Genomic DNA, 23,780 nt, shown 5'->3' with positions numbered 1-23,780 from the left:
GCTGTGAAACAGAAGGCCCCGGCCCTCACCAGCGGCAGTCGGGCCCCTGCCGTCCGGATACAAGGACATTTCCGCCGGGCAATAGGCCCCGCGGCGCCGCCCACCAACACGACGGAAACCCGCCAGCATCAAGCCGGCGCCGCGGGACCGGCCCGGCGACAATGGCCGCCCCGGACGGACAGGAAACCCAACCACCCTCACCTCATATCGTCTAATGACCCACGCACCTAGCGGCGGCGGTCCAGGTGAAGCCGGTTCCCCAATTCGGGACCGGCGACGTCGATGCCTCCCGAGACCGGGGCATCATCCCCAGCCGTCGCCGGTTCCACCTTTCTGAAGCTAACTCAGCCGTAAATGGCTCCGCCCCGGCGCTCAGCCGCAGCTCAGCCGGTGCTATCGAGGATCAGGCGCGCCGCTTCCGTTGGTTGGTCCCAGTGCGGGAAGTGACCGCAGTTTTCGAACCAGTGCAGCGTTGCATCCGGGAACAGCTCCGTGGCCCGCTCCGCCTCACTGGGAGCGGTGACCTTGTCCTTCCGCCCCCATCCAATGACCACTTTGCCCTTGAGCGAACCGGCCGGTGCGCCTTCCTGGCGGGGTCCGTGAATCAGCGCGTTGAGGGCCGGGTCCAGACTGGTCGATGTCTTGAACCCGCGAAGCTCGTGCAGGACCAGATCCTGCGGCAGCTTCCAGGGGTGGGCGGAGAACTGTGCCAACAGGGCCGTGCGGCCCACGGGGTTGCCCGTGAGGAAGGGGAGCGCCGGTTGGATGCGGCGCACCAGTGCGACGGATGCCTTGATGCTTGCACCAAAGATCGCTGCCTGGCGGTCATTCCAGAATCCACCAGGGTCCAGTGCGATCGTGGTGCCAGCGTGCCCTCGCCGTGCCATTTCCATCACCATCCGGGCGCCCATGGAGCTGCCTACCAGATCAAGGTCGCCCAGTTCCCCGTCGCGGATAAAGGCTTCGACGGCATCGGTCAGCGTGGCAATGGTGGTTTCGCCGGTCAGCGGCGCGGATTCGCCGCAACCGGGGAGGTCGACGGCGATGACATCGCGTTCAGCGGCCAGCGCCGGGATTACCGGGTTCCAGTTGCCAATACTCGAACCGAGCCCATGGATCAGGAGGAGTGGCTTACCGGAGCCTTGCCGGGTTGAGTGCAGCATGACTTCACTGTAGGGGCGGTGCAACATATCTGGCCAGAGGTCATCTGGCGAAAGGCCCGACGGCACAGCGATACGCGGTTAGGCAGCGCATCCAACATGACTTGGATCGAACACATCTCAGGTGAAACACGCCTCAGGTCGAACACATCTCAGGCAGGGGCGAAGAGTTCAAGCGCCACGTTGTCGGGGTCCCTGAATTCCAGGATGTAACCGGCGCCGATGTCCTTGACTTCCCCATGCGCAATGCCGAGCTCGTCAAGGACCGTTACGGCGGTGTTGAGGTCGGTGCGGGCGGATACGGCAAAGCTCAGGTGATCCAGACCTACCCTGTCCGGGGTCGAGGACCATTCCGCGGAAAAGTAGCGCTAAGGATTAAGCCGATCGCAACGATTGCCAGCGTCGATCGTTGAGAGAGCATGGCTGGTGAATATTTAACGGCTGCCGAAGAGGCGGCAGCGCGCTTCGGGCCGGCTCCCAAGACGGCGCGGGCCTGCCGGGTCACAGCTTCGATGCTCTCCACGTCGACCAGCATCGGATACTCCTGCCCGCCGGCAACTTCGTTCACCCCTGCCATGGCCGCGCGGGCATCAACGGCATCCAGAACGATTCCGGGTGTCCACACAAGGTGGATCACCCCGTCTGCACCAAGTTCTACAGTGCCCTTGAGACCCGCCCATGTGCCGGTCCCCGCTTCGGTGAGTTGCCGCGTGGAAGGCAACCGGGCCAGGGAAACCTCGATCCGGGAAGACGAGCGCAGACCCTTCGGGACGCACGTGCCGGTAACGAAGAAACGAATATCTCCGTTCCAGACCCCACTTCGTTCCCGGTGTACTGCGTCCTTCTGCCGGGGTGTTATTTCACGGTGAGGGTGCCTTTCATGTTGCCGTGGAAGTTGCAGTGGTAGGGGTAGGTCCCGGGTTCGACGGGTGCGGTGAAGGTGCCGGTGCCGACTTGGATGTTGGCGTCGAACGCGTCACCGGTTTCGGCGGTGATGGTGTGCGCTTCGGTGTCTTCGTTGGTGACACTGACCGTCGCTCCGGGGCTCACGGTTTCCGCGCCCTGGTATTTGAAGCCCTTGATCAGTATTTTCGCCGGGGCCGCCGCTGGTGTTGAGCCGGGGCCGGAGGTTGAGGGAGCAGGTTCTGTGGTGGCGGCAGGAGCTGAGGGGAATTGTTCTGCCTGTGTGGGGTTGGCTGTTGTGCCGGACCCGGAGGTGCCGGGGGTCCCGCAGCCGGACAAGACCAGCACTGCTATTGCGGCCGCGAGTCCGAGCGCGCTACCGGTTCTGGTGTTTGCTTTCATGGGTGAACCTTTCGTGGGTGCCGTCGGTTGGTGCCTTTGTTTGCGCATAAGCGGGTCAGGGGTGTTCGACCCAGCAGGCCAGGATGGTGGTGGAGAGCTGGTAGGCCAGGGCGTTCCTGGTGATGTTCTCCGGTCCCAGGGTGGCGGGCAGGTCGGTGGCGTCCACGTGCAGGACGAAGCTGTCTTTTTGGAACACTGCTGATCCGTCGGCGGTTTCATAGGCGGGGAAGCCGAGGTTCGCGAGGCCTTGGATGGGTGTGGCGTCCTTCGCGAGGGCCTGCATCGCGTTGAAATATTTCAGTGCAGATGCCTTGTCCGCTGCCTCCTGAACAGAGATTGCCAGTGCCCCTTCGTCCAGGTGGTAGGTGCAGGTGAAGGTGCTGTTGGCCCAGGTATTGATGGTGTGCGGGTCCGAGTCCAGATCCAGGATGGACCGCAATCTCTCCTTCGGCTGGTCCCCGCACACCATCAGGGCAGCGGCGCTTGGCCCGCCAGCCGTCGTAGCCGGCGAGGCTGAGCCCTGACTGTGATGCCCGCTGCCGGTATGGGCTGCCTCGTGTGAAGCTGCCGGTGCGGGCGCCGTAGAAACCTCCGACGGCGTGGTGACGGATCCGGCCGCTGTTGCGCAGCCGGAGAGCAGCAGGGACGAGAGTGCCAACGAGGCCAGCAGGGGGGTGCGGTTTTTCATGACTTCCGTCCTGGCCGCTCCCGCTAAGGATTTGCGGCCGCTTTTCAGGCTGTGCGTTGTCAGGCTTTGAGTGTGGCGTAGATGACGTAGTTGTCGTCGAAGAGGCCGGTGGCGGGGTCGTAGCCGTCGCAGGTGACGAGCCGGAGTTCGGCGTTATTTGTGTTCCCGTAGACCTCGAGGGTGGGGAATTCGTTCTTGCTGTAGAGGGTGCCGCGGTCAACGGTGAACACGGCGATGCTGCCGTCGGTTCGGGACACGTTGATTTCGTCGCCGTTTTTGAGCTTCTGGAGGTCCGCGAACACCCCGGTGTTCCCGCCGAGGGCGTTGACGTGACCGAGGATCACGGAGGGTCCCCGTTCACCGGGTGTGGGGGAGCCGTTGTACCAGCTGGCGGGTGTGCCGTTACCGGTGTCTTCCGGGACTTCCAGGGAGCCGTTCTCCCGCAGTCCCAGGTGGAGAAGGTCCGTCCGGACCCCGATCGAGGCAATGGCCAAGGTGACGGGAGCGGAAGCGCCCATCACCGGCGGAAGCTGCTGTGCGGGCGGGGCCGCCACGGGGGCGGCGGGCGGCGGGGTGGCTGTAGCCGGTGTCGGAGCCGCGGTCGTGCCGGGTGTTACCGGAGATGAGGCGGAAGGTGGGGAGCCGGCGTCGGGCGTTCCGTTGTTTCCTGCGCCGCAGCCGGCCAGGGTGAGCAGGAGCAGAACCCCGGCCACCGCAGAGGCCAGGGGGCCTCTGCGGTGGCCGGGATTCATGAGTGTCACAGTGATGGTCCAGTCCGCCCTTGCTTAGGCTGCTGATCCGGCGCTGCGGCGACGGACAACGTAGGCTCCGCCGGCGAGGGCGATCAGGGCCAAACCGCCGCCGATAGCGAGGGCTCCGGTGTCGGTGCCGGTTTCGGCGGTGACGCCGGTGTCAGCGCCGCCTGCCGGCATCTTCATCTGGCCGGCCTTCAAGGTCCCGCACAGGGCGGGGGAAGTGGCGGCGAGCGGAAGGGTCGGGGCAAGGTCGCTCTTGGCGGCCTGGCCTGCCGCGCTGAGCGTGGCGGGGTCAAGGCCGTGGACGACCACAACTGCGGTGCCCGCTTTCAGGGAAGCCATGGTCTCGGCGTTCAGTTCGAACGTGCGGTCAACGGTGTAGGCGGCGCCCTGGCCGCCGACCTTGAGGTCAAGGCCCGCTGCCGGGCTGGTGTCCCCGCTCGTGGAGAGCGTGGTCTGGATGGGACCGTAGAACGGATCGCCCTCGGTGGTGGAGATGACCTTGTCGCCGTCCTTATCGGCAGACGGGTCCGGGCAGGTGCCCTGCTTGCCGCCGTGGATGTGCTGGACGTGCGGGTACGGGGCATCCATGAACGTCGCCGGCATACCCGAAACTTTCAGGACAACGTGGGCCTGGTTGCCCGTGACATCAACAGTGATCGTGCCCGGCGCCTGCGCTGCCGTTGAGCTGGCCCAGGGTCGACTGGTAGGACTGGTCCGCTGCCATCGCGGGGGAACCGGAAAGGGCCAGGGCGGCCAAAGCGAGGGTGGGAACTGCCATAAAGCGGAGTGACTTATTCATTTGAAAAATCTCCTCATTCACGCGCGTGTGATGTTGGCGCCCCCGGGAGGGGACACCAGTTCTTCGAGTCAACACCAGAAAAGGACGGGTGAGAATGTGAATTGTGTCACATATTTTCCGGCAGGCCAGCGAGGCGTGGGGTGTTCAGGAGGCCGTGATCCGGCTGGTTCAAGCAGCCGAAGCGCCGCGGCGGCGGCCCCGGGCAGCTGGCCCTGATCCCGACTGGTTCTTGTGCAGCAGGGCGTATCCGGCCACCGCCAGGGCCCCGGCAACCGCTTCGGCGACCGCCGATACAACCTTGGCCGCGTACCAGACGGGCTCATACATCGACGGCATTGGCCCAATAGCCGGGACCTGGACATACCGGTACAGGATGACCGCGGCCAGGGACGACAGGCCCACTGCTGCGGCGGCCGCGAAAGCGGCGCGTGAGCCCGTGACCAGCACAAACACCGCGGCCAGGACAGCGGCTCCGGCCTGGACCAAAAACAGCGTGCCCTGTCCGATGCCGCCCGGCGCGGCCTGCTGATAGCCCGGGGCGAGCTGGACATGGATCACGGCACTGACCACCAGGGCCGCCGCGACACCGACACGCAGCACCCACAGAGACCGTGAATGCCCTTTCAGTTCCGGGAGGCTCATTTCACGACCAGCGTCCCGGTCATCTGCGGATGAAAGCTGCAGATGATCCCGTGCTCACCGGCCGCGTCCGGTGCCTGGAAGCAATGGATTGCGGAGAACAACGCCGAAGACTAGACGTCAAAAGAGCTGGGAGGAAGCGAGCAGGGACCGTAGTCTGGATGGTCCTTCAGATATTGGGTGACGAAGGCGGCGTTGGCGAGTCTTTGCGGGAACCGGGGACCGGGGCTACGGCCATCAGCAACAGCAGAAACAGTACTGTCCGCATTCCCGTCAGCTATGTCCACGTCCATGCCCAGCGCAGCACCCCGGCGTGGGCCCAGCAGCGGCAAAACCGGCGTGCCCGCCCATGGGACGGCGTCCGCCGCCAGGGGCAGCATCTACGGGCATTCGTTACCTTCGGTTGCCGCGCGGGGAAGCGTCCCCGGGGACAGCGTCTGCTCGTGCGCAAGTGTTTTTATAAGCCAGATTCGGACAGCGGCCACAGGGACAGACCGCCGTTGTGGAATACCAGCGCGGCGAGCACGGTCCGGCGGAACCGGCGATCCTGCTAGTGCCACGCATCGCATGTCTTGCCCGCGGACCCACCACCGGCAGACTCCGCCGGCCGCATTCGCTCAGCTCACGCGGGTTCAGCGATTTCTCACGCCGGCTCAGCGATGGCGTCGGTGAGGAGGGCCTTCAGGGTGCTCTTTTCGGCCACGCCCAGGATCCTAGCGGCCACGCGCCCCTGCTTGTCAATCACCAGCGTCGTGGGCACGGCCTGCGGCGGGACGTACTGGCTCAGGGCCAGCAGCACCGTGCCGGACTTGTCCAGCACGCTCGGATAGCTGATGCCAAAGGACCGCTCGAACGCCTCCCCTGTCGGAGCCTCGTCGCGGATGTTGACGCCATTGAAGACGACGCCCTTCGAGGTGAACTCCTGATGCAGGGATTCCAGAGTGGGGGCCTCGAGGCGGCACGGCGCACAGGCGGCGTACCAGAAGTTGAGCACGGCCACCTTGCCGCGGAGGTCCGCGGAGGTCAGCTGAGTTCCGTCCATCATCGGCACATCCAACACAATGGGCGCCCCTCGGAGTGCGGCCGAATACTCGGTCACTGACCCGTCGCCGGCCACGTAGTTCTTGTTATCTCCCTCCTCGGCCTGCTGAGCCAACGAGTCGTTGGCTGCGGCGCAGGAGCTGAGTGACAGGCCCAAAACGAGCGCTGCGACGGCTGCTCCAAGCACCCGGTGTGTCTTTGGCCCCCCGGTCCTGACACCTGGGCGGGCTGTTTGCTTCGGCGTATCTCTTGGGGAAGGACTCATCATTTGCTTGCTACACCCTCACGTTCACGAACTCGGCCCCTGGACATCCGGCCTGCACCGCCGATGCCCGCCGGCGTCCATTCGGCCGGGCGAGACACAACACTTCTACTAGGCTATATAGTAATACATGTCCGGCATCCGCCCCTCCCCCCTGAGGGCGGATGTCGGCTCCTCGGGTTCAGAATCAGTCATCCGTAATGGTGCCTGCACGCCCATACGAGGCAGACGGTGCGTGGATCACCGAGATACGGAAAGTGCGCTGGATGCCCGTAGGAGGCGTTCGGGATGGCGACTCCGAGCACGCAACCCCACCTGCGAGCCGCTGCTAGATACCCCTAGGGGGTACTTGACCAATACCCCCTAGGGGTATAGTCTGGGTCTAGTCATCCGTTCCGAAGGGAAAACAATGAGTGACCGGCATTCCGCAGACCCCGCTGCGGGGCCAGGGCAGGCCGCATGGGGATACTCGCCCCACAAGGCCGCTTACCTGCTCCGGCTCAAACGCATCGAGGGCCAGGTACGCGGCATTGCCCGCATGGTCGAAGAGGATAAGTACTGCATCGACATCCTCACGCAGGTTTCGGCGGTGACGAAGGCCCTGCACGCCGTCAGCATCGGCCTCATGGAGGAACACCTCGCGCACTGCGTGGCCAGCGCCGCCGCAGAGGCTGACACAGCCACAAGAAACGACCAAATCGACCTCAAAGTCCGCGAAGCCTCCGGCGCCATTGCACGGCTGCTGCGCTGACTTTGAACCACTCACACACGAACTCTGAGGAGCACACCATGTCCCCCGTCACGACCACCATCAACATCTCCGGAATGACCTGTGGTCATTGCGTGGCTTCCGTCACGGAAGAGCTTGAAGCGCTGCCGGATGTCAGCAGCGTCACCGTCGAACTGAACAAAGGCGGGATCTCCCGGGCCGCCGTGACCTCCGGAAGCAGACTTCCCCCGGCACGGCTTGCAGAAGCCGTGGCCGCGGCCGGGTACTCCGTCGTCACCGGCGACGCCTAGGACCACCTTTCAACAGAGGATCGATCATGAGAACCGAAGAACTCCTTCACCAGCCCCGGACACGGATCATCGAGCTCGACATAGACGGCATGACCTGTGCCTCCTGCGTGGGCCGGGTGGAGCGCAGACTCGGCAAGCTTGAGGGCGTCAAGGCATCGGTGAACCTGCCGCTGGAGTCAGCGCATGTGTCCGTGCCGGAGGGGATCAGCGATCAGCAGATCCTGGACGCCGTGAAATCGGTCGGCTACGCGGCGCGCGCGAAGACGTACGGAAGCGCGGTCCCGTCTGCCGGTGTCCCGGCGGAGCCGGACCGTCCGACCGCCCCCGGAGGGCCGCACCGCCGCAGCAAGCCGGACTTGCTGTTGCTCCTCCGGCTGCTGGTTGCCGCGGCCCTGACCGTCCCGGTCGTGCTGATCGCCATGGTTCCGCCTTTGCAGTTCCCGAACTGGGGGTGGGTCGCCGGGGCGCTGACGCTGCCTGTCTGGGCGTGGTCGGCGTGGCCGTTCCACCGTGCAGCGGTCATCAACGCCCGCCATTTTGCCTCGACGATGGACACGCTGGTGTCCATCGGTGTCAGCGCCGCGTTCATGGTCTCCACCTACCTGCTGTTCACCAACCCGACGCTGACGGAAGACCCGGCCCACGGCGGCCACGTTCCGCTGTACTACGAAGTCACCGCTGTGGTCATCACATTTCTGCTGCTGGGCCGCCATCTGGAGGCCAACGCCAAACGAAAAGCAGGCGACGCGCTCCGGGCCTTGCTGGATCTGGGAGCCAAGGACGTCTCCGTGATCCGTGACGGTGAGGAAGTCCGCATCGCCGTTGAAGATCTCGTCCGCGGAGACGTGTTCCTTGTCCGGCCCGGGGAAAAGATCGCAACGGACGGCGTTGTGACTGAGGGCCACGGTGCCGTCGACACCTCCCTGATCACCGGTGAATCACTTCCCGTCGAAGTGGTTCCCGGCGACTCTGTCACGGGAGCGACAATTAACACTGACGGCCGGCTGCTCGTGCGCGCCACGAGGATAGGCAGCGAGACGACGCTGGCCCAGATGGGCCGGCTGGTCAGCGAGGCCCAGAGCGGCAAGGCCCCGATCGCTCGCCTGGCTGACCGCATCAGCGCCGTCTTCGTTCCCATCGTCCTGGGAATAGCTGCCCTGACCTTCACCCTTTGGGCAGTAGTGGGCCAGGACGTGCAGGGCGGACTCCTGGCGGCTGTGGCTGTCCTCGTTATCGCCTGCCCGTGTGCCCTGGGTCTGGCCACGCCGACAGCTTTGCTCACTGGCACCGGCCGGGCGGCGCAGCTGGGCATCCTCATCAAGGGCCCTCAGGTCCTTGAGGACACCCGTACCGTGGACACCGTCCTGCTTGACAAGACAGGCACCGTTACCACCGGCAAACTCGCCGTCAGCAGGGTCGTCAGCCTCGGAGAGATGGGCCAGGACAAGGAACTGCACCTGGCCGGCTCGGTCGAAGCAGCCAGCGAACACCCCGTTGCCCGCGCCATCGCCGCCGCCGCCAAGAGCCACACCCCACTCGCCGCGGTCTCGGGCTTCCGGAACGCCGCCGGCGGCGGCGTCCGCGGAACCGTTAACGGGTCCCTCGTGATCGCCGGCAAGACCGGTTGGCTGGAAGAGAACGGCGTTTTTCCCAGCGTTGCGGAGACAAAAAGGCTCCATGAGGAGCAGACCTCCGGCGCCACTGCCATCTGGGTCGCCGTGGATGGCAAGGTCGAGTGCATCATTAGCCTGCAGGACTCAGTTAAGGAAGGGTCGGCGGCCGCGATCGCCAAACTCAAGACCTTGGGATTGCGGCCGATCCTGCTCACCGGAGACAACGCGGCCGTCGCGGCCGCCGTGGCGGGCCAAGTGGGGATCGCCCCCGGAGACGTCTTCGCCGACGTCCTGCCCGAGGGCAAGGTGGACGCGGTCAGGAAGCTGCAGAGCTCCGGTGCCACGGTCGCGATGGTCGGCGACGGCGTCAACGACGCCGCCGCCCTGGCCCAGGCGGACCTGGGAATCGCCATGGGATCAGGGACGGACGTAGCCATCGAGGCCGCCGACCTGACGGTCATGGGCAGCGATCTGGGCCAGGTCGCCACCGCCATCGAGCTCTCCCGCAAGACACTGTCAACCATCAAGTCCAACCTGTTCTGGGCCTTCTTCTACAACACCATCGGCATCCCCATTGCCGCTCTCGGCCTGCTGAACCCGATCATCGCCGGCGCCGCCATGGCGCTGAGCTCCGTCCTGGTCGTCGGCAACTCCCTCCTCCTCAGGCGGTTCCACAGATAGGAGTGCCAGCCGGCAAACTCCACCGCGCACCCACGCTCTGATCCCCGCACGGTGCAGACCAATGACTCGATCCCAAACTCCTGGGGTCTGCCGGCCTCCTGGCACGTCCCGGCCGGGAGGAAACGCAGTCCGAAAATTCAACCGGCTAGCGCCTACCTGAACGGGCATTGGCGTCGCTGCCACAGTTCGCCGCGCGAAGGCCCATCACAAGACCGGCAAGGAGCAGACGAGTCTCCCTCGGGAACTTCGCCGCGAGCCTGCCAAACAAATCACGCCGTGCGCTGCGCCGCCCGATGGCTTGTGCCTCCTCCGGCGCCAAGGTGTCCAGCAGCTCAGGCAATCCGGCAAATTCTGCCACGTCGGCTGAGCACTGTGCGCATTCGGCCAGATGCGTCTCATATTCGCGCCGCTCTCCGGGAGTGAGGGAGCCCAAGACATAGACGGCAGCCCAATGCCGGTACGTATCGGCCTCGTTCATATTCATGCCGTGAAAACCTTTCTCGGTACATGCAGCGCGTCAGTACGGGCACCCGCCTGGACTGCAGGGCTGCTTCCAAAAATGATTGGCGCGGCCGGCCATCAAGCATGGTCCCGGCAGGCTATTCCCTGCTGGGGACCTCGTCGGCCTCTTCGCATGTCGCCTGGGTGCTGCTGCCCGGCGACGCTCTGGTTAAGCGACAGCAGCCGCTCTTTCCGGCGAATCAGCATTTCACCTCCTGCCACTAAGACGAACGCGGAGCGGTCATTGGTTCACATGGCTTCGAACTGTCATCGACGGATGATTGGGGACCAATGACCGGCTAGTGCGTGACTGGGCGATGCAGAAGTATTGTGCCGATGAGCCCGGCAGCGATGACCTTCCCTCCGCAGAGGCGGGATCAGCCGCGCGTCTGGGGCCCGACCGCTTCTTTGGCAGGCCGATCAGCGTTTTCCGGTGGTGTTGGTAGTGGATTGCGGGACGTAACGGCCGGCTGCAGGACAGCCACGCCGAGCGCGAGCAGCGGCACCAGGGCTGAACCCCATAGCACCTCGCCCGAGGTGCGTTGCTGCGCTGTAGCGGAGTAGTTCCACAATGACTGGATGTAGGCATACCATTCATCGCCGTGCATGCCGCCGGCCATCACCGCCACTCCCGCTCCGGCGTGTACGGTCGCGGCCGCCGCCAGGACCCACATGACGGCGCTGCCGGCGGTGCCCGTCGCGCGGTCGCGTGACTTGAGCAGGGCAGCGGCCAGATTCAGTCCGGCGCCCAGGGCCGAGGTCATGGCTGCGAGTCTGAAGGGGTTGTTGCTCAGGGACAGCTGCAGCACGGGGGTGAACCAGTATCCGGCCACAAAGACGGCGTACAGGGCCAGGGCCGGCATCGGCCGGCCGATCCAGAGCATCGCGCGGGATTTCAGAAACACGGCAGCCCATTCCCGCAGGCCGCGGCTTCCGTCCGTGCGCCGGGGGAGTGTGGTGCCGGCGAGGATCCCGGGACGGCCCAGGAGGAGCAGCACGGGGACTGTCAGGCCGACGATCATTTCTCCGAGCACGTGCATACCCGGCAGTAGCCGGCCGTAGACGGCCGGTGCGCCGCTGGTGGCCCATGCCAGGAATACGCAGCCCAGCAGCCAGAAGAACGTGCGGGTGCGCGGCCACGGCCCGGTGCTGCGGTTCCACCGGGCGACTGCGGTCAGGTATCCGGCGACCAGCAGCACGGTCACAGGTGCCCAGACGACGTCCGCATGCCACTGGGTCAACCACTCGGCCGCGCCCAGCCATGGCGGCAGTTCGGAGCCGAGAAAGGACTCGGCGGTGCTCTGCACGGGGCTGGTCGCAAACGGTGAAGTGCGGCCCAAGGCGACCGCCAGACCCACCGTGACGGCCATCAGGGCCAGCTCGGCGCCGGCAAGGCGGACGAAGCTCGCCATGCGGTGCGGATTGCTTTCCAGGGCCCGGATGGTGCGTGCCCGGTGCAACCAGCCGGCGAAGCCGAGCAGGACCAGGGCCGCAGACTTGAGCACCAGGAGCACCCCGTACGCGCTGCCCAGAAGGTCGGCGCCATTCAGCCGCAGCACCGCACTCCAGAGGCCCGAGAGCAGCACCAGGAGGAAGCACCATCCGGCCAGCCGGGAGTAGCGGCGGACCGAGACTACGAGGTCGCGGCCCATCTGTTGGCGCAGGACGTACATGGCGGCCAGGCCGCCGACCCAGATCGTCGCGCCGATCAGGTGAAGGGCCAGCAGGTTGACGGCGTCCTCGTGGTTGGAGGCCCCATGGGCGGTCACCGTCAGCGGGAACAGCGCGCCCAGGGCCAGCAGCGTGCACACGCCGGCCGTCGTGGTGCGGGTTGCCAGCCACGCTCCGGTGGTTGCGGTCGCTGCCAGCAGGACATTTACAGCCAGCGAGCGGCCGAGTGCCAGGTCGAAGATGAAGGACGTGACTGCATCGAGGGAGGCCCCCGGGCCGAACGGGTCGGTGCCGGCCATATCGGCGTAGGAGAAGGTCAGCGCCGCTGTGCCGGTGAGAGTCCACACGCTGCCCGCGATGGCGGCGTAGAACATGGCCCGCGAAGCAGACGGGCCGAGACTGCCGGGCCGGTCCGGGTCCTGCGGCAGCACGGTGGCCGCGAGGGCAAGAAAGCCGATCGTCACGGTCGCCGCCACATCATGAAGGGCACGGGATGCCGGCAGTGCCCACCGGGTCAGATCCCCGGGGTCCGGAAGGCCGGGCGAGGGCGCTTCCATGGCGCCGACCAGATTCAGGACAAAGAGGGCCGTGATGGGAACAAGCAGGACCAGGGCACCGGCAAATGCGGCGCGGGCAAAACGGCTCACTGGCGTCCGGACCTCTGCGCCCGGAGGGCGAACAGCCAGAACACGCCGGCCACGGCCAGCGTCACCGCGGAGAGCAGACCCACAGTCGGCCATGGGAACGGTTCTGGGGCGTCCGGCACCGCCTGCTGCGCGGGGGCGCCGGCCCCGGCCGCGGACGATTTCCCGGGTTCGGTGGGTTGTGTAACGGCTTGCGGCGCCGCGGGTGCTGACGGAGCGGATGCAGTAACAGCGAAGGTCAGGGCCCCCTCCACCGGGTGACCGTCGGCGGCCACCGTCCGGTAGGTAATCTTCCACGGCTCGGTGCTGCCTTCGGGCTGACGGCCGGCGATGCTGGCAGGGACCGGGACAACGACGTTTTGCTCGGTGATGTCCGTTGCCAAGGTGGCCGGCGCGCCCGACCCGACAGCCAGGGTCACCTTCGTGAACTGGGCCTGAATGCCCTCAGCGAAGACCAGACTCACCCGGGTCGGGGCGGCGGGCAGTTGCGTGTCCGGGGCCGGGTCGCTGCTCTGCAGATAGGTGTGCGCCGATGCCGGCGCTGCCGGAATCACCGTCGCCGCCAGTCCCAGCAGGAGGGCCAGGAGTACTGTCTCCCGGCGGGCGCGCTTGCGCCCCGCGTCGTGTGGCATGGCCTTCTTTTCCCTGTCAGTCGTTCGGGGACGGACCCTACCGTCCTGCCCGGAGGCATATCGAAACATCGTGTACTACTATACTCAATAGTAATTGCTACTATGTTCAATAGTACTTCAGTGGCGACCCGACTATTCCGATTGGAGCTGGTCCATGGAGCAGGTTCTGCTCTCCACAACCATCCTCGCGTCGTTCCTCGGCGGCATTGTGGCGCTGATGGCGCCGTGCTGCGTCTCGGTGATGCTTCCCGCGTTCTTCGCCTCCAGCTTCCGGCGCCGCAGCCGGATACTGGCCATGACTCTCGTTTTTGCGGCGGGCGTCGGAACAATCATCCTGCCCATCGCTTTGGGTGCGGCGGCCATCAGCCGGGTGCTGTTCGGCTACCACATCTGGATCTTCAGCACTGTGGGCTTGGCGATGATGGCCGTCGGAGCCGCCACCCTGGCTGGCTGGAAGATGATGCTGCCGATGCCCTCCGGGCGCGGCGGCGGCACAGGCATCGGATCGGTTTACGGGCTGGGTGTCTTCTCCGGCGCGGCCAGTGCCTGCTGCGCACCGGTCCTGGCCGGCGTGGCCGCACTGTCCGGCGCCGCTTCTTCCTTCCCGGCTGCCATGGCTGTCGGTGTCGCCTACGTGTTCGGCATGGTGGCCCCGCTGTGTGTCCTGGCCCTGGTGTGGGACAAAAAGAACTGGGGTGCGAGCCGGCTGCTCTCGGCCCGGACCGTCCCGCTGTGGCCCGGCGCGGCAAGGCGTGTGCCGCTGGTAACACTGCTCTCAGGCGCCCTGATGATCCTCATGGGCCTGATCACGGTCATCATCGCCATCCAGGGCCCGGGAATGGCTCCGGACGGGTGGCAGGTGGAAGTCACCGCCGCCCTCAACCACGCAGCGTCCAACATCGAAGAGTTCCTTGCGTTCGTGCCCGGCTGGCTCTCAGCCGCCGCAGTATTTACGGTCTTTGGCGTTCTGGTCTGGAAGGCCGTCCGGCGCAGGAAGCCCTCAACCGCCCCCTCGGCCGGCGGCGCCGTCCCGGCGGGATCCTGCACCGCCTGCCCCTCTGAGCCGGACAGCAACGACGGCCCTGGAACGTCAACACAGACATCGTCCCCTGAAGGGGACCACCCCGCACCCATAAAGGAGACCAGCTAATGGCATCGACCAAAACCGACCGGCGCCCCGCCAACAACCCAAAAAGCCGGCCGAAGCGTCGGGGCCTGCTCTGGGGCGGTATTGCCGCCGGCATCGTGGCGGTCCTGGCCGCCGGCATTCTTCTCATCACGACCAACCAGCCGACCGCCACCACAGGGGGGCCGGCGCAGTCTTCCGCTGCGGGCTACGCGATCGGCAACCCAGGACCGGGCGCCCAGGCCCCGGGCTTCTCGCTGCCCTCAACCTCCGGCAGCACCGTGAACCTGAGCGACTACCGCGGCAAGACAGTGCTGCTGTACTTCCATGAGGGTCTGGGCTGCCAGCCGTGCTGGGACCAGATCCGCGACCTGGACGCGGCCCGGCCGGAGCTGAAAGCAGCCGGGATCGACCAGCTCCTGACCATCACCAGCGGACCGGTCAACCTCATCGCCCAGAAAATGGACGATGACAAGCTCTCCGCCATCGCCCTGGCCGACACCCGACTGGACATCTCCCGCACGTACGAGGCCAACAAGTACGGCATGATGGGCGATTCCCGCGACGGACACAGCTTCATCCTGGTCGGGGCGGACGGAACCATCCAGTGGCGGGCGGACTACGGCGGAGCCCCCGACTACACCATGTACGTTCCGGTCAACAAGCTCCTGTCCGACCTTCTCAATGGAAAGACAACCAAGTGACCGATCCGCAAACGACAGACATCACCATCCTCACCAAGGCCTCGTGCGCCTCCTGCGTGCAGGCCAAGGAGGTCCTCTCCGGGCTGCGCCAGGACTACTCCCTGGAGATCCGCGAGGTCAGCCTGGAGACCGAAGAGGGACGTGAACTCGCCGGCCGGACCGGCGTCGTCTTCGCGCCCGGCATCCTGATTAACGGGAAACTGTTCAGCTACGGACGGTTATCGGAAAAGAAACTCCGCCGCCACCTCACGCACCCCCCGCCCCCCGTTCAATAAGCCGCATCTGGCCGGAGGAGCAGAGGAGCAGCCAGAAGGAGGCCCCGGCATGTGACTGGCCCGCCTACAGGGCTCAGAGAACGGCAAGCCCTCGTGGCGGAAATGCGGCCCAAACAGCAGCGGCAGGAATTGCGGAGGGCGCTGGGATCTACGGAACCGCGGCCGTTTTCATCCTTGCCCTGGCGGCCGCGGTGCAGGAATAGTCCAGACCACTACTGGAGCGTCCCGGCCAATCAATGGGCGTCCAAAGCTTTGGCGGGCTGGCCGAAACCTCTCCGCCAGCGGGCCGCCCTACCCGCAGACACCGCCGATCGGCGGGGAACCTGCACCTTGATGGCTCAGTTGCGGGACCTGCACCCGGCCGGTCAGCCCTTGGCCAGTGGTGCACTCCCTCGGAACACGGCGCCGTCTGGCTCATCTACTGCCCGGACCTGCGGAAAGGAGCAGATCGACGTACTGGCCAAGACGTATTGGCCAAGCAGGCGGCAGCGGGCTGCCGAGCCCTTTCCCGGGCCTTCAGTCAGCGGTGGTGGCCGGCGCTTGGGGCAAGCAACTGATGCTGGAGAGCGCCGGTTACCCCCACCTGCAGGCGGGTCCTGAAGTCACACCTTCAGGGCCTGCAGACTCCGGAGCCCGGCCGGCATCCAGGGCTGAGCCCCACTGTCCGCTAAGAAACCGCGCCGGTGTCCCTCTGGGATACTATGGAGGATAGTTCAGTGCGGCCGCCCTGGCCGAACTAAGAAAGGCTCGTCCCGTGGTGCGTCAGCTCGGAGAACTCGAAAAGTTGGTCATGGACCGGGTGTGGTCCTGGGATCATCCTGTTGCCGTGCGGGAGGTCCTTGAAGACCTCCAGCGCGACAGGGTCCTGGCCTATACGACGGTCATGACCGTCATGGACAACCTGCACCGTAAGGGTGTGCTCACACGGCAGAAGGACGGGCGGGCCTATATGTACCGTCCCGCGCAGACCCGCGAACAGCACACGGCTGCCTTCATGAGCGAGGTCCTGGCCGGCAGTGCTGACCGGGAGGTGACCCTGCTCCATTTCCTGGAGCAAATACCCCCCGAAGAAGCAGCCCGCCTGCGCCAGGCACTGGCTGGACACGCCCCGGACGGAAGCGCACAATGATTGCCCCGGTCGTCCTGACCCTTCTCGCCGTGGTGCTTGCCGTGTTTGGCCCGATGCTGCTGAAGCGAAGCAGCTGGCTGGAGCGCGCCCCGCGGCTCGGCATTGCCGCGTGGCAGGCCCTGAGCATCTCCCTGCTGTCTACGGTCGTGCTCGCTGGGCTGGCCCTGGCTGTTCCCGTGATTCCCTGGACGACCGACCTGGCACAGCTCGTCCGCGCCTGCGCGATGGCCCTCCTGGAGCAGTATTCCACCCCGGGCGGTGCCATTGTCAGCACAACCGGCCTCGTCGCCGCCGGCGCCGTACTGGCCCGGGTTGGTTACAGTCTTGCCAGGGGCCTGACGAATGCTGCCCGGAGCAGAAGGCGGCAGCTGGAGGCACTGGCCATGATCGCCAGCCCGCACGAGAACCTGGACGCGCTGGTCATCGAGCACACCGCCCCTGCCGCCTACTGCCTTCCCGGGCGGAACAGCCAGATCGTTCTGACCAGTGCAGCCCTCTCGGCCCTGGACCCGAATCAGCTCGACGCGGTGCTCGCCCACGAACGCGCCCACCTGAGCGGACGCCATCACCTGATACTCGCAGCGGCCGATGCCCTGCTGCACGCCTTCCCCGGACTTCCCGCGTTCCGCGAGGCCCGCGCTGCGCTCGGACGTCTGGTGGAGATGCTGGCCGACGACGACGCCGCGGAAAGCAGTGACCGCCTGACCGTGGCCACGGCCCTCGTCCGCCTGGCCGAGCGCAGCACGACCCCCGCGGCGGCCCTGGGCGCCGGCAGCGAGGCTGCCCTGAGCCGTGTCCGGCGCCTCGTCGCCCCTGCCAGTCCTCTGGGCACAGGACGCACTGTTGTGGCAACGATGGCAACGGGCGCCATCCTGGCCCTGCCTATGTTCTTCGCCATTGTCCCGGCAGCCGCCGCAGGGACCATGCCCCCCTGCCCGGTGGACGGCATTTCGACGGCTGCATAACGCCCGGGCTGCGGATGGTCGGGTGCGCCCCCGGCACCGTACCCGCGCTCCCCGAGCGGCGGGTACGGCGACCGCTGATCAGGACGTGGCTGCCAGCAGGATGACTGCACCCAGGACGAGGATGCACACCGCGATCGTCAGTGTCCGTCCCCGCAGGGTCCTGGAGTCCTCGCGTAGCGGGAACAGCAGTTGCCGGCCGAGGGTGTAGGCGGTCACGGTTGTGATGAAGACCAGTCCAGGAATGTTCGGCGGCCCCGCCAGCATGAAGGGCAGCGACCCGAGTCCGATCAGCAGTGCCAGGAATGCCTCGTACAGCTGGACAGGGTGCCTGCGGCGGCCCAGCCGCCGGTCGGAGGACCATCGTCCCCACCGTGAGGCGGTGGGGCGTCCGGCGCAACAGCCTGTGAAGAAACAGCCGGGCCGTCCCAGTGCCATTGCGAAGAAGAGTCCGGCCGCCGTTGCATCGAGGATTCGCCCCACGGGCAGGCCAAAGATCAGCGAACCGATAATGACGGTAGCCAGTGCGCCGGCCAGAAAGCCCTGGATGCAGGCACCTGCCTGAAGAAAATTACTCAGAGGCTGGCGTTTCAGCGCCAGCCACCAGAGCCGCGCGCCCACTCCTCCCACGGTATTCGCCAGTACTGTCAGCCATAGCGCTCCAACAGGGTCAATGCCCTGCAGTGTCAGGAAAATGGCCTGGAGCACTACGGCCAGGATGGCACCCGAACCCACCAACAGAGGCCACGAAGCGAGATTGACGCCTGGTCCTTGGGCGAGGGCGGCAAACCGGGTCTGAGCTGTCGAGGATGCCGGCGCCGTCCCTGGCAGCGCTGTGCGCGCGGCCGGTGATGCTGCGCGCTCGGCCCGGGGAACAGGTGACAATGTGAGGTTCCAGGTGCCCGCGCTGATGCCGGTCACCCGCGATGTGACCGCGATCCGGCCGGTTCCGAGCCTGATGGAATCCACGTCTTCGTACGTCTCGAATTGTTCGGGAGGTGCTCCGGGTTCGCTGGCGGCCCTGATGCCGGAGAACCGCACCGACACGTTTTCTGGGCCCTCCCACGTGTCGGTGTCGATCCAGTACGTCCCCGCCAGCCCCTGCGGGTCCAGGCTGTCGAAGAATCCGCGGTGATCCTTGTCTGCGGTGGGAGCCGGGACTGAGTCTGCGGGCGGCGCCGGCACAGGCGCGACCGTCGAAGCCGTCGCGGACGCGGCCGCCATGCGCAGGGCAGGGCGTGGCGCAGTTTTCGGGAAGGGATGGGGGCTGCGTGATGCGTCGACGGGTTCGTCCGTCCGTCCCGGAGCCCCGGCGGCCACGCTCTGCCTGCCGGCTACGGCTGCGACGATGTCGATCCCCCCGGGATGGCCGGGAACGGGACGGGGTACCCCGCGGGGATGGTTCGCGGTGGCCTCGTACGGCCTCTTTTTTGCTGTTTCTTGGTCATGGTGAAAACGTGTCCTCTGAATGATGGGCCGGGAAATTTTCGCTGTTAGGGTCCCGGAAGGGTTGGCGCGTTGCCGCAGAGGGGCAATTGCGAGATCAGTTGGGGACTGACGACTGCCGGGGCAGGCCGGAATGAACGCGGCGGCCAGGGCAGCGGGGGACCGTCTGCGGGCAGCAAAGCTACGGCGGACGGATCTGGATGCGGGGGCTCTATGTCCGGCTGATCGAAAGCTGCGTCAGAGACGGTGTGCTTGGGGGGCGTGTCAGGATAACCCGTGTCGCCCCGGGAAGCGCGTGCGGAGCGGCCACTGCGCGGGAGATCAGCGGCGCGTCAGCCAGCTGGGCCGGCTGGGCCTGGTCCCGGGCGCTGGCGGGGACAGGAGTGTCACTGGCGCAGGGTGCAATCGGAGCGGGTGCGGCCGCCTTCTGGCTTCCCGGGGCGGTGCATGATTTGTCCGGAGCCTGTGTCGCCGCTGCTGATTGCACGGCGGGAAGAGCTACCGCCGCAGAGCCCGGCACCGCGGAGAAGTCGGTGCCGGACGGAGGAAAGTTTGTGGCACACACAAAAGAGAGGGCCAGCGCGATCAGGACCAGCAGCGCCGAGGCTGCAGGGGTCAGCCGCTGTCCTGCCAGCCGGCGCCTGGATGGACCCGCCGAGCGGGCGGCCGTCACCGCAGGCCCTTGCCGACGGCGAGCCCCGCGGGCCTGTCAGGGTCAACGGGCGGGAAAGGACCAGTCGCGGGGCACAGAGCGGCAGAGGCCAAGCCAAAACAGCTCCGCGGCTTAGAACCGGACATGGAGTTTCCTTGCGGTTAGGGGGGCGGTGGCTGGCCGGGCTACTTGGTTTCCGGCATTGCCGACTGCGTGCGCAGGGCGGTGATCTCGGCTTTAAGGCGCGCAGCTTCCTCTGCGGCCGCGGGGTCCTGGCACGCCGTGCCGCTACCGGAGACCGTCTGGCCCATAGCGCAGCTGCCCTTGCGCATGGGCCGGACGCAGAAGAAGTAAGTTGCTCCAAGAGAGAGCAGCAACACCATGAGGGCGATGACGGTTCCCGTCATCGGGGTCCCTTGTCGGCAGCGCCGCTTTCATGAGCGAGGCTCTGGCCCGCGCGCAGCCTGTCAAGATCTGCTCGCAGCTGGGCGAGTTCGGCCGCGGACGCTTCAGTAGGGGCGGCATCTCCTGACGTTTTTTTGCCCGAACGCATCATCAGCCACATCATCGCGCCCATGCCCAGGGGGCAAGCCAAAACTGCCAGGCCGTAGAAGATTTGTTCCATTGTTGTGCTCCTCGAGTCAGTGATTGATGAAGACGTTCATTGGCGCCACACGGTATTGCTCTCGCCAAGGCTCGGCCAGACGGCCGGGCCTTGAAGCGGGATAGGGACCAAACACTTCAAGCATCTACTACGTTCCATAGTAGTATATGCGGGCTGCAGTCGTCGAGTGCTTGAGTCCCGCCGAACCTCGCCCGACCTCTTACAGACCGTCCAGCACGGTAAGGCGCCGCCTGAACTCCTCGTCGTCAATGTCGCCCGCCGCGAAGCGCCGCCGCAGGATCTCACCGGCCTCCTGCCCTCCGCGCGCAACCCCTCCCTGCGCGGCGGGCGCCCGCCGGACGAGCCAGGCGACCAGCAGCGCCACGGACGCCACGGCTGCCAGCACCAACATCAGGGCCAGAATGCTCCACGTAAGGGACCAGCCTCCCATCATGGAATTCCCGTTCCAGCCGTCCATCATTCCGTCGCCGTGGCCCATCATTCCGATCTCACTTTCTCTCGCACTGCAGTTACCATAACTATAATACTATCTTCCATAGTAGTTGGGAAGAAGCAGCAGGCGCACGTTGGGTTGGAAAGCGGTAGCAGCCGGCGCCGAAGCGGTGCCAAGGCAGGTTTCACCGGCCGCGGAATCCGCGCTTTGCGGTGATTCGCTGTAACGGCTCAGACCGGTGTTGTAAAGGTCCCGATCAGGTTCTGGAGCCGGTAAATCCACTGCGTCCAGACGCCGGAGACCATAAGCAGACCCAGGGCCGCCAGGATGATGCCGCCGCCGATGTTGAATTTACGAATGTGCCGCCTGATGAACGAGACCGCTCCGCTGACCCAGTTAACACCCAGCGCCACCAGGAGAAACGGGATGCCGAGGCCGATGCAGTAGGCGAAGGCAAGCAGGGCGCCACGCCAGGCAGAGCCGCTGGCGGTACTCAGAGCCAGGACGGCACTGAGCGTGGGTCCGATGCACGGCGTCCAGCCCAGACCGAAGACAACACCCAGGAAAGGTGCGCCCGCAATCCCGGACGATGGCTTCCACGGCAGTTTCACTGTCCGCTGCAGGAAGGGCAGGCGGCCTATGAGCACAAGACCCATCACGATGACCACGAGGCCCAGAATTCGGATCAGCAGATCCTGCCACCGGGCCAGCCAGCCGCCGACCGCCCCGAAGGCAGCACCGTAGAGCACAAAGACCACCGCGAAGCCCAGAACGAACAAACTGACCCCGAGGACGATCCGGCGCTTTGCCCGTGCATGGTCCGCGCCGGCCAAGCCGGATACGTAGCCAAGATAGCCTGGCACCAAAGGCAGCACGCAGGGGGAGATGAAGGAAACGATCCCGGCGATAACGGCCAACGGGACCGCGATCAGCAGCGCACCGGACAGCACCGTCTGCGCGAAAAATTCACCGGGACTCATTGTGCTCCTGTAATTCATCGGGAACTGGAGGCCCGCTAATACTACCGAATATAGTACTGGTGTTATCCGGCGGACCCGCCGTCGCCACGATACCCACGCAGGTCATCGAAGAACCAGCTCGTGTCGCCGAAGCCCCCCGTTACCTTTTTAGTAGCCCCTTAGTGAGCAAGAATCGGGGTTGTTGGCCTGTCGGTCCCGGCATGTCCCTGCACGCCGTTAGGAGCGGGCTGAGACAGCAACAGCGTGAACTTCCGGCCATCGCCGGAGGATCCCGGAAGGGAGAGCCGGGCGTGGTCCACTACGCATTCATCGTTAAGTGCTGGCCGCGCAGTGGTCCGGCACCTGATTGTTCGTAATCGACGCCCGGACCCGGCAGCCGGTCCCGGAGAAGGAATTTTTCCCGATGGTGGTGTTCTGAACTTTTTTGATTCGAGACCCATCCGCGTCCCGGTACTGAACCGAACGGCTGTTGAGTTCTCTTTCGAAACCGTTGCTACAGCATGTCAGATGTGGAGGTGAGCCAATGCGCGTCAGTGCCTCATGGCTTCACTCCGGCCTGCGTGCCCTTGTTCTCGGCGCGCTTCTTGCAGCCGCCTGGATCATTTTCGGTGCGGCATCAGCGCACGCTTCCGAACCGCTTCCTCCGCTCACGGACGCCGTTTACGAGGTCACCGGCAACGAGGCCGCGCCAAGTTCGAGCGCTCAAATGTCCGGGGCCACTGCCGAAAAAACCGGCCCGCCCGAAGGTCCTGTGGCTGCTCTTCTTGAACCGGCCGTCAGCATTGCAGAACCGCTGGCCGCCCCAGCGCAGCAGATCGTTGACCCTGTACTGGTTCCCCTGGACGCGGCCTTGGCTCCCGCGGCTGCACCGGTAACCGCCGTGATTGGTCAAATCGCCCAAGTTGCCGAACCGCTCACTGGACTTGCCACCGATGCGCCCAGCCCGGTCACGCTGAGGGTCGCAGACATTGCAGCCCCGGTTACCGGCGTCCTCGCCGACGTGGTGGCGCCTGTTACCGCCGCCGTTGGGCCAGCCATCAGCACCGTCACAGTGGTGCTGAGCGATGAGGACATCACAGCGGCACTACCGGCCCCTTCCGCGGCACTTGAGGCGGTGAATGGGGCCTCTAACGACGCCCCGGGCGGTGCCTCTGCAACTGCGGCCCCAGTCCTTTCAGAAAACCCGTCAGCCGTCCGCGGCGCCGGCAATGAGCGCCGGCTTGTCCAGGACCAGGCAGCCTTCCCGGTGACTACCGCCCCCAGTAACAGCTCGGAGATGCAGACACAGGATCCTGCACCTGACTTTCCCAATAGGCCAGGGCAGGGTTGGCCGGCCACGGTCCCGGCAGGTCCGGGATCATCCTTCCGGGCAGCGGGCGAGGCCGGCTCCGCTTTCGCTGACGAGCTGGCAGGCTTCCAGCTTTCCCTGACGCGCTCCTCACCAACAGATGCCATCCGCGGCTCTGACGACCTCCCCGGCTCTGTCAGCCTGGAACACGGCTTTTCTCCCGATTAGTGGCGCCACGCCGCGCCACGATGCGCGCACGGCAACCAGCCAGCACCAACTGTGCATGGCTTCCACGTCACTAAGAAGGAATGACCAACCATGAAATCTTTCGTACGCACAACCTTGTGCAGCGCCGTATTCGCCGGCGGAATACTCATCCTCGGCGCAGGCGCAGCCTCCGCTTCGGACACCACGACCAACTCCGGTCTGGGACTCGGCTCAGGAACCCACATCGGGCTGAACCTGGACGCTGAGACCAACCTGGACACAGCAACCCGGACAGTCACCAACGCCTCCACCACCACCGGTGGGGAGAACACCCGGAACGAGGGCACCACCAACGGCGAGCTCGTCTCGGAACTGAACGCCGGCCTCGGGCTGAACTTGGACGCTGAGACCAACCTGGACACAGCAACCCGGACGCTCACCAACGCCTCCACCACCACCGGTGGGGAGAACACCCGGAACGAGGGCACCACCAACGGCGGGCTCGTCTCGGACCTGAACGCCGGCCTCGGGCTGAACCT

27 protein-coding genes and 1 pseudogene are annotated in these 23,780 nt (G+C 65.8%); 10 read left to right on the top strand and 18 right to left on the bottom strand.

Annotated features, from left to right (window positions below; genetic code table 11):
* Positions 1-383: 383 nt before the first annotated feature.
* The 10 genes and pseudogenes from NG697_RS20355 to NG697_RS20315 all read right to left on the bottom strand — a co-directional run bounded on the left by NG697_RS20355 (position 384) and on the right by NG697_RS20315 (position 6,655).
* On the bottom strand, positions 384-1,163 hold the full coding sequence (locus NG697_RS20355; protein ID WP_252600987.1) for an alpha/beta fold hydrolase: 780 nt from the start codon (positions 1,161-1,163) through the stop codon (positions 384-386).
* 322 nt (positions 1,164-1,485) lie between these two features.
* Positions 1,486-1,797 (bottom strand): DUF7793 family protein, encoded by a 312-nt coding sequence (locus NG697_RS21510; RefSeq protein WP_445260454.1) that lies wholly within the window; start codon positions 1,795-1,797, stop codon positions 1,486-1,488.
* A gap of 218 nt (positions 1,798-2,015) precedes the next feature.
* Complete coding sequence (locus tag NG697_RS20350) at positions 2,016-2,465, bottom strand: cupredoxin domain-containing protein (RefSeq protein ID WP_252615035.1); 450 nt, start codon at positions 2,463-2,465, stop codon at positions 2,016-2,018.
* A gap of 55 nt (positions 2,466-2,520) precedes the next feature.
* On the bottom strand, positions 2,521-3,153 hold the full coding sequence (locus tag NG697_RS20345) for a hypothetical protein (protein WP_252615034.1): 633 nt from the start codon (positions 3,151-3,153) through the stop codon (positions 2,521-2,523).
* A 59-nt stretch (positions 3,154-3,212) separates the two neighbouring features.
* The gene (locus NG697_RS20340) at positions 3,213-3,905 is read right to left on the bottom strand and encodes a sortase domain-containing protein (protein WP_252615036.1); all 693 of its coding nucleotides are present in this window, start codon (positions 3,903-3,905) and stop codon (positions 3,213-3,215) included.
* A gap of 33 nt (positions 3,906-3,938) precedes the next feature.
* Complete coding sequence (locus NG697_RS20335; RefSeq protein ID WP_252615033.1) at positions 3,939-4,514, bottom strand: LPXTG cell wall anchor domain-containing protein; 576 nt, start codon at positions 4,512-4,514, stop codon at positions 3,939-3,941.
* A gap of 43 nt (positions 4,515-4,557) precedes the next feature.
* Positions 4,558-4,710, bottom strand: a complete 153-nt coding sequence (locus tag NG697_RS20330; RefSeq protein ID WP_252615032.1) for a hypothetical protein — start codon at positions 4,708-4,710, stop codon at positions 4,558-4,560.
* A 168-nt stretch (positions 4,711-4,878) separates the two neighbouring features.
* Positions 4,879-5,352, bottom strand: a complete 474-nt coding sequence (locus tag NG697_RS20325) for a hypothetical protein (protein WP_252615031.1) — start codon at positions 5,350-5,352, stop codon at positions 4,879-4,881.
* A 113-nt stretch (positions 5,353-5,465) separates the two neighbouring features.
* Positions 5,466-5,729: pseudogene (locus tag NG697_RS21505) on the bottom strand (cytochrome c biogenesis protein ResB); the annotation flags it as partial.
* Between the two features lie 263 nt (positions 5,730-5,992).
* Positions 5,993-6,655: a TlpA family protein disulfide reductase gene (locus NG697_RS20315; protein WP_374209963.1), complete on the bottom strand. Its 663-nt coding sequence runs from the start codon at positions 6,653-6,655 to the stop codon at positions 5,993-5,995.
* Positions 6,656-7,061: 406 nt separating this feature from the next.
* Here NG697_RS20315 and NG697_RS20310 point away from each other — a divergent pair, with 406 nt between their 5' ends.
* From NG697_RS20310 to NG697_RS20300, 3 genes are read left to right on the top strand one after another with little or no spacing between them, the layout of a single operon-like run.
* Positions 7,062-7,403, top strand: coding sequence for a metal-sensitive transcriptional regulator (locus tag NG697_RS20310; protein ID WP_252602594.1), 342 nt, complete (start codon positions 7,062-7,064; stop codon positions 7,401-7,403).
* 38 nt (positions 7,404-7,441) lie between these two features.
* Complete coding sequence (locus NG697_RS20305) at positions 7,442-7,672, top strand: heavy-metal-associated domain-containing protein (protein ID WP_252615029.1); 231 nt, start codon at positions 7,442-7,444, stop codon at positions 7,670-7,672.
* 26 nt (positions 7,673-7,698) lie between these two features.
* The gene (locus tag NG697_RS20300; RefSeq protein WP_252615028.1) at positions 7,699-9,966 is read left to right on the top strand and encodes a heavy metal translocating P-type ATPase; all 2,268 of its coding nucleotides are present in this window, start codon (positions 7,699-7,701) and stop codon (positions 9,964-9,966) included.
* Positions 9,967-10,111: 145 nt separating this feature from the next.
* On the opposite strand, the gene NG697_RS20295 is transcribed toward NG697_RS20300, so the two are convergent.
* The 3 genes from NG697_RS20295 to NG697_RS20285 all read right to left on the bottom strand — a co-directional run bounded on the left by NG697_RS20295 (position 10,112) and on the right by NG697_RS20285 (position 13,414).
* The gene (locus NG697_RS20295) at positions 10,112-10,450 is read right to left on the bottom strand and encodes a zf-HC2 domain-containing protein (protein WP_252615027.1); all 339 of its coding nucleotides are present in this window, start codon (positions 10,448-10,450) and stop codon (positions 10,112-10,114) included.
* Positions 10,451-10,844: 394 nt separating this feature from the next.
* Positions 10,845-12,785, bottom strand: a complete 1,941-nt coding sequence (locus NG697_RS20290) for a bifunctional copper resistance protein CopD/cytochrome c oxidase assembly protein (protein WP_252615026.1) — start codon at positions 12,783-12,785, stop codon at positions 10,845-10,847.
* On the bottom strand, positions 12,782-13,414 hold the full coding sequence (locus NG697_RS20285) for a copper resistance CopC family protein (RefSeq protein WP_252615025.1): 633 nt from the start codon (positions 13,412-13,414) through the stop codon (positions 12,782-12,784). Before NG697_RS20285 ends, NG697_RS20290 begins: the two co-directional genes overlap by 4 nt.
* Positions 13,415-13,568: 154 nt before the next feature.
* Here NG697_RS20285 and NG697_RS20280 point away from each other — a divergent pair, with 154 nt between their 5' ends.
* From NG697_RS20280 to NG697_RS20260, 5 genes are all read left to right on the top strand, one after another.
* The gene (locus tag NG697_RS20280) at positions 13,569-14,564 is read left to right on the top strand and encodes a cytochrome c biogenesis CcdA family protein (protein WP_252615024.1); all 996 of its coding nucleotides are present in this window, start codon (positions 13,569-13,571) and stop codon (positions 14,562-14,564) included.
* On the top strand, positions 14,564-15,244 hold the full coding sequence (locus NG697_RS20275; protein ID WP_252602572.1) for a peroxiredoxin family protein: 681 nt from the start codon (positions 14,564-14,566) through the stop codon (positions 15,242-15,244). The genes NG697_RS20280 and NG697_RS20275 overlap by 1 nt, the downstream gene beginning before the upstream one ends.
* On the top strand, positions 15,241-15,519 hold the full coding sequence (locus tag NG697_RS20270) for a glutaredoxin family protein (protein WP_252602569.1): 279 nt from the start codon (positions 15,241-15,243) through the stop codon (positions 15,517-15,519). The genes NG697_RS20275 and NG697_RS20270 overlap by 4 nt, the downstream gene beginning before the upstream one ends.
* 754 nt (positions 15,520-16,273) lie before the next feature.
* Positions 16,274-16,648: a BlaI/MecI/CopY family transcriptional regulator gene (locus tag NG697_RS20265; protein WP_252615023.1), complete on the top strand. Its 375-nt coding sequence runs from the start codon at positions 16,274-16,276 to the stop codon at positions 16,646-16,648.
* Complete coding sequence (locus tag NG697_RS20260; RefSeq protein WP_252615022.1) at positions 16,645-17,613, top strand: M56 family metallopeptidase; 969 nt, start codon at positions 16,645-16,647, stop codon at positions 17,611-17,613. Before NG697_RS20265 ends, NG697_RS20260 begins: the two co-directional genes overlap by 4 nt.
* Positions 17,614-17,691: 78 nt before the next feature.
* On the opposite strand, the gene NG697_RS20255 is transcribed toward NG697_RS20260, so the two are convergent.
* The 5 genes from NG697_RS20255 to NG697_RS20235 all read right to left on the bottom strand — a co-directional run bounded on the left by NG697_RS20255 (position 17,692) and on the right by NG697_RS20235 (position 21,746).
* Positions 17,692-18,795: a prolipoprotein diacylglyceryl transferase gene (locus tag NG697_RS20255; protein ID WP_252615021.1), complete on the bottom strand. Its 1,104-nt coding sequence runs from the start codon at positions 18,793-18,795 to the stop codon at positions 17,692-17,694.
* A 1,098-nt stretch (positions 18,796-19,893) separates the two neighbouring features.
* Positions 19,894-20,115 carry a hypothetical protein gene (locus NG697_RS20250; protein WP_252602558.1) on the bottom strand — a complete coding sequence of 74 codons (222 nt, stop codon included), beginning with the start codon at positions 20,113-20,115 and terminating at the stop codon, positions 19,894-19,896.
* The gene (locus NG697_RS20245; protein ID WP_252602555.1) at positions 20,112-20,333 is read right to left on the bottom strand and encodes a hypothetical protein; all 222 of its coding nucleotides are present in this window, start codon (positions 20,331-20,333) and stop codon (positions 20,112-20,114) included. The genes NG697_RS20250 and NG697_RS20245 overlap by 4 nt, the downstream gene beginning before the upstream one ends.
* Before the next feature lie 199 nt (positions 20,334-20,532).
* Positions 20,533-20,814 (bottom strand): SHOCT domain-containing protein, encoded by a 282-nt coding sequence (locus tag NG697_RS20240; RefSeq protein ID WP_252615020.1) that lies wholly within the window; start codon positions 20,812-20,814, stop codon positions 20,533-20,535.
* A 182-nt stretch (positions 20,815-20,996) separates the two neighbouring features.
* Complete coding sequence (locus tag NG697_RS20235; RefSeq protein ID WP_252615019.1) at positions 20,997-21,746, bottom strand: cytochrome c biogenesis CcdA family protein; 750 nt, start codon at positions 21,744-21,746, stop codon at positions 20,997-20,999.
* 523 nt (positions 21,747-22,269) lie between these two features.
* On the opposite strand from NG697_RS20235, the gene NG697_RS20230 reads away from it, so the two are divergent.
* On the top strand, positions 22,270-23,262 hold the full coding sequence (locus NG697_RS20230; RefSeq protein ID WP_252615018.1) for a hypothetical protein: 993 nt from the start codon (positions 22,270-22,272) through the stop codon (positions 23,260-23,262).
* Between the two features lie 90 nt (positions 23,263-23,352).
* The coding region (locus tag NG697_RS20225) for a hypothetical protein (RefSeq protein ID WP_374209962.1) at positions 23,353-23,780 on the top strand (428 nt) is incomplete at its 3' end.

It is taken from the genome of Pseudarthrobacter raffinosi (assembly GCF_023913835.1).
In the GTDB taxonomy this organism is placed as follows: Bacteria; Actinomycetota; Actinomycetes; order Actinomycetales; family Micrococcaceae; genus Arthrobacter; species Arthrobacter raffinosi.
This window is presented reverse-complemented; position numbering and strand designations above follow the sequence as displayed.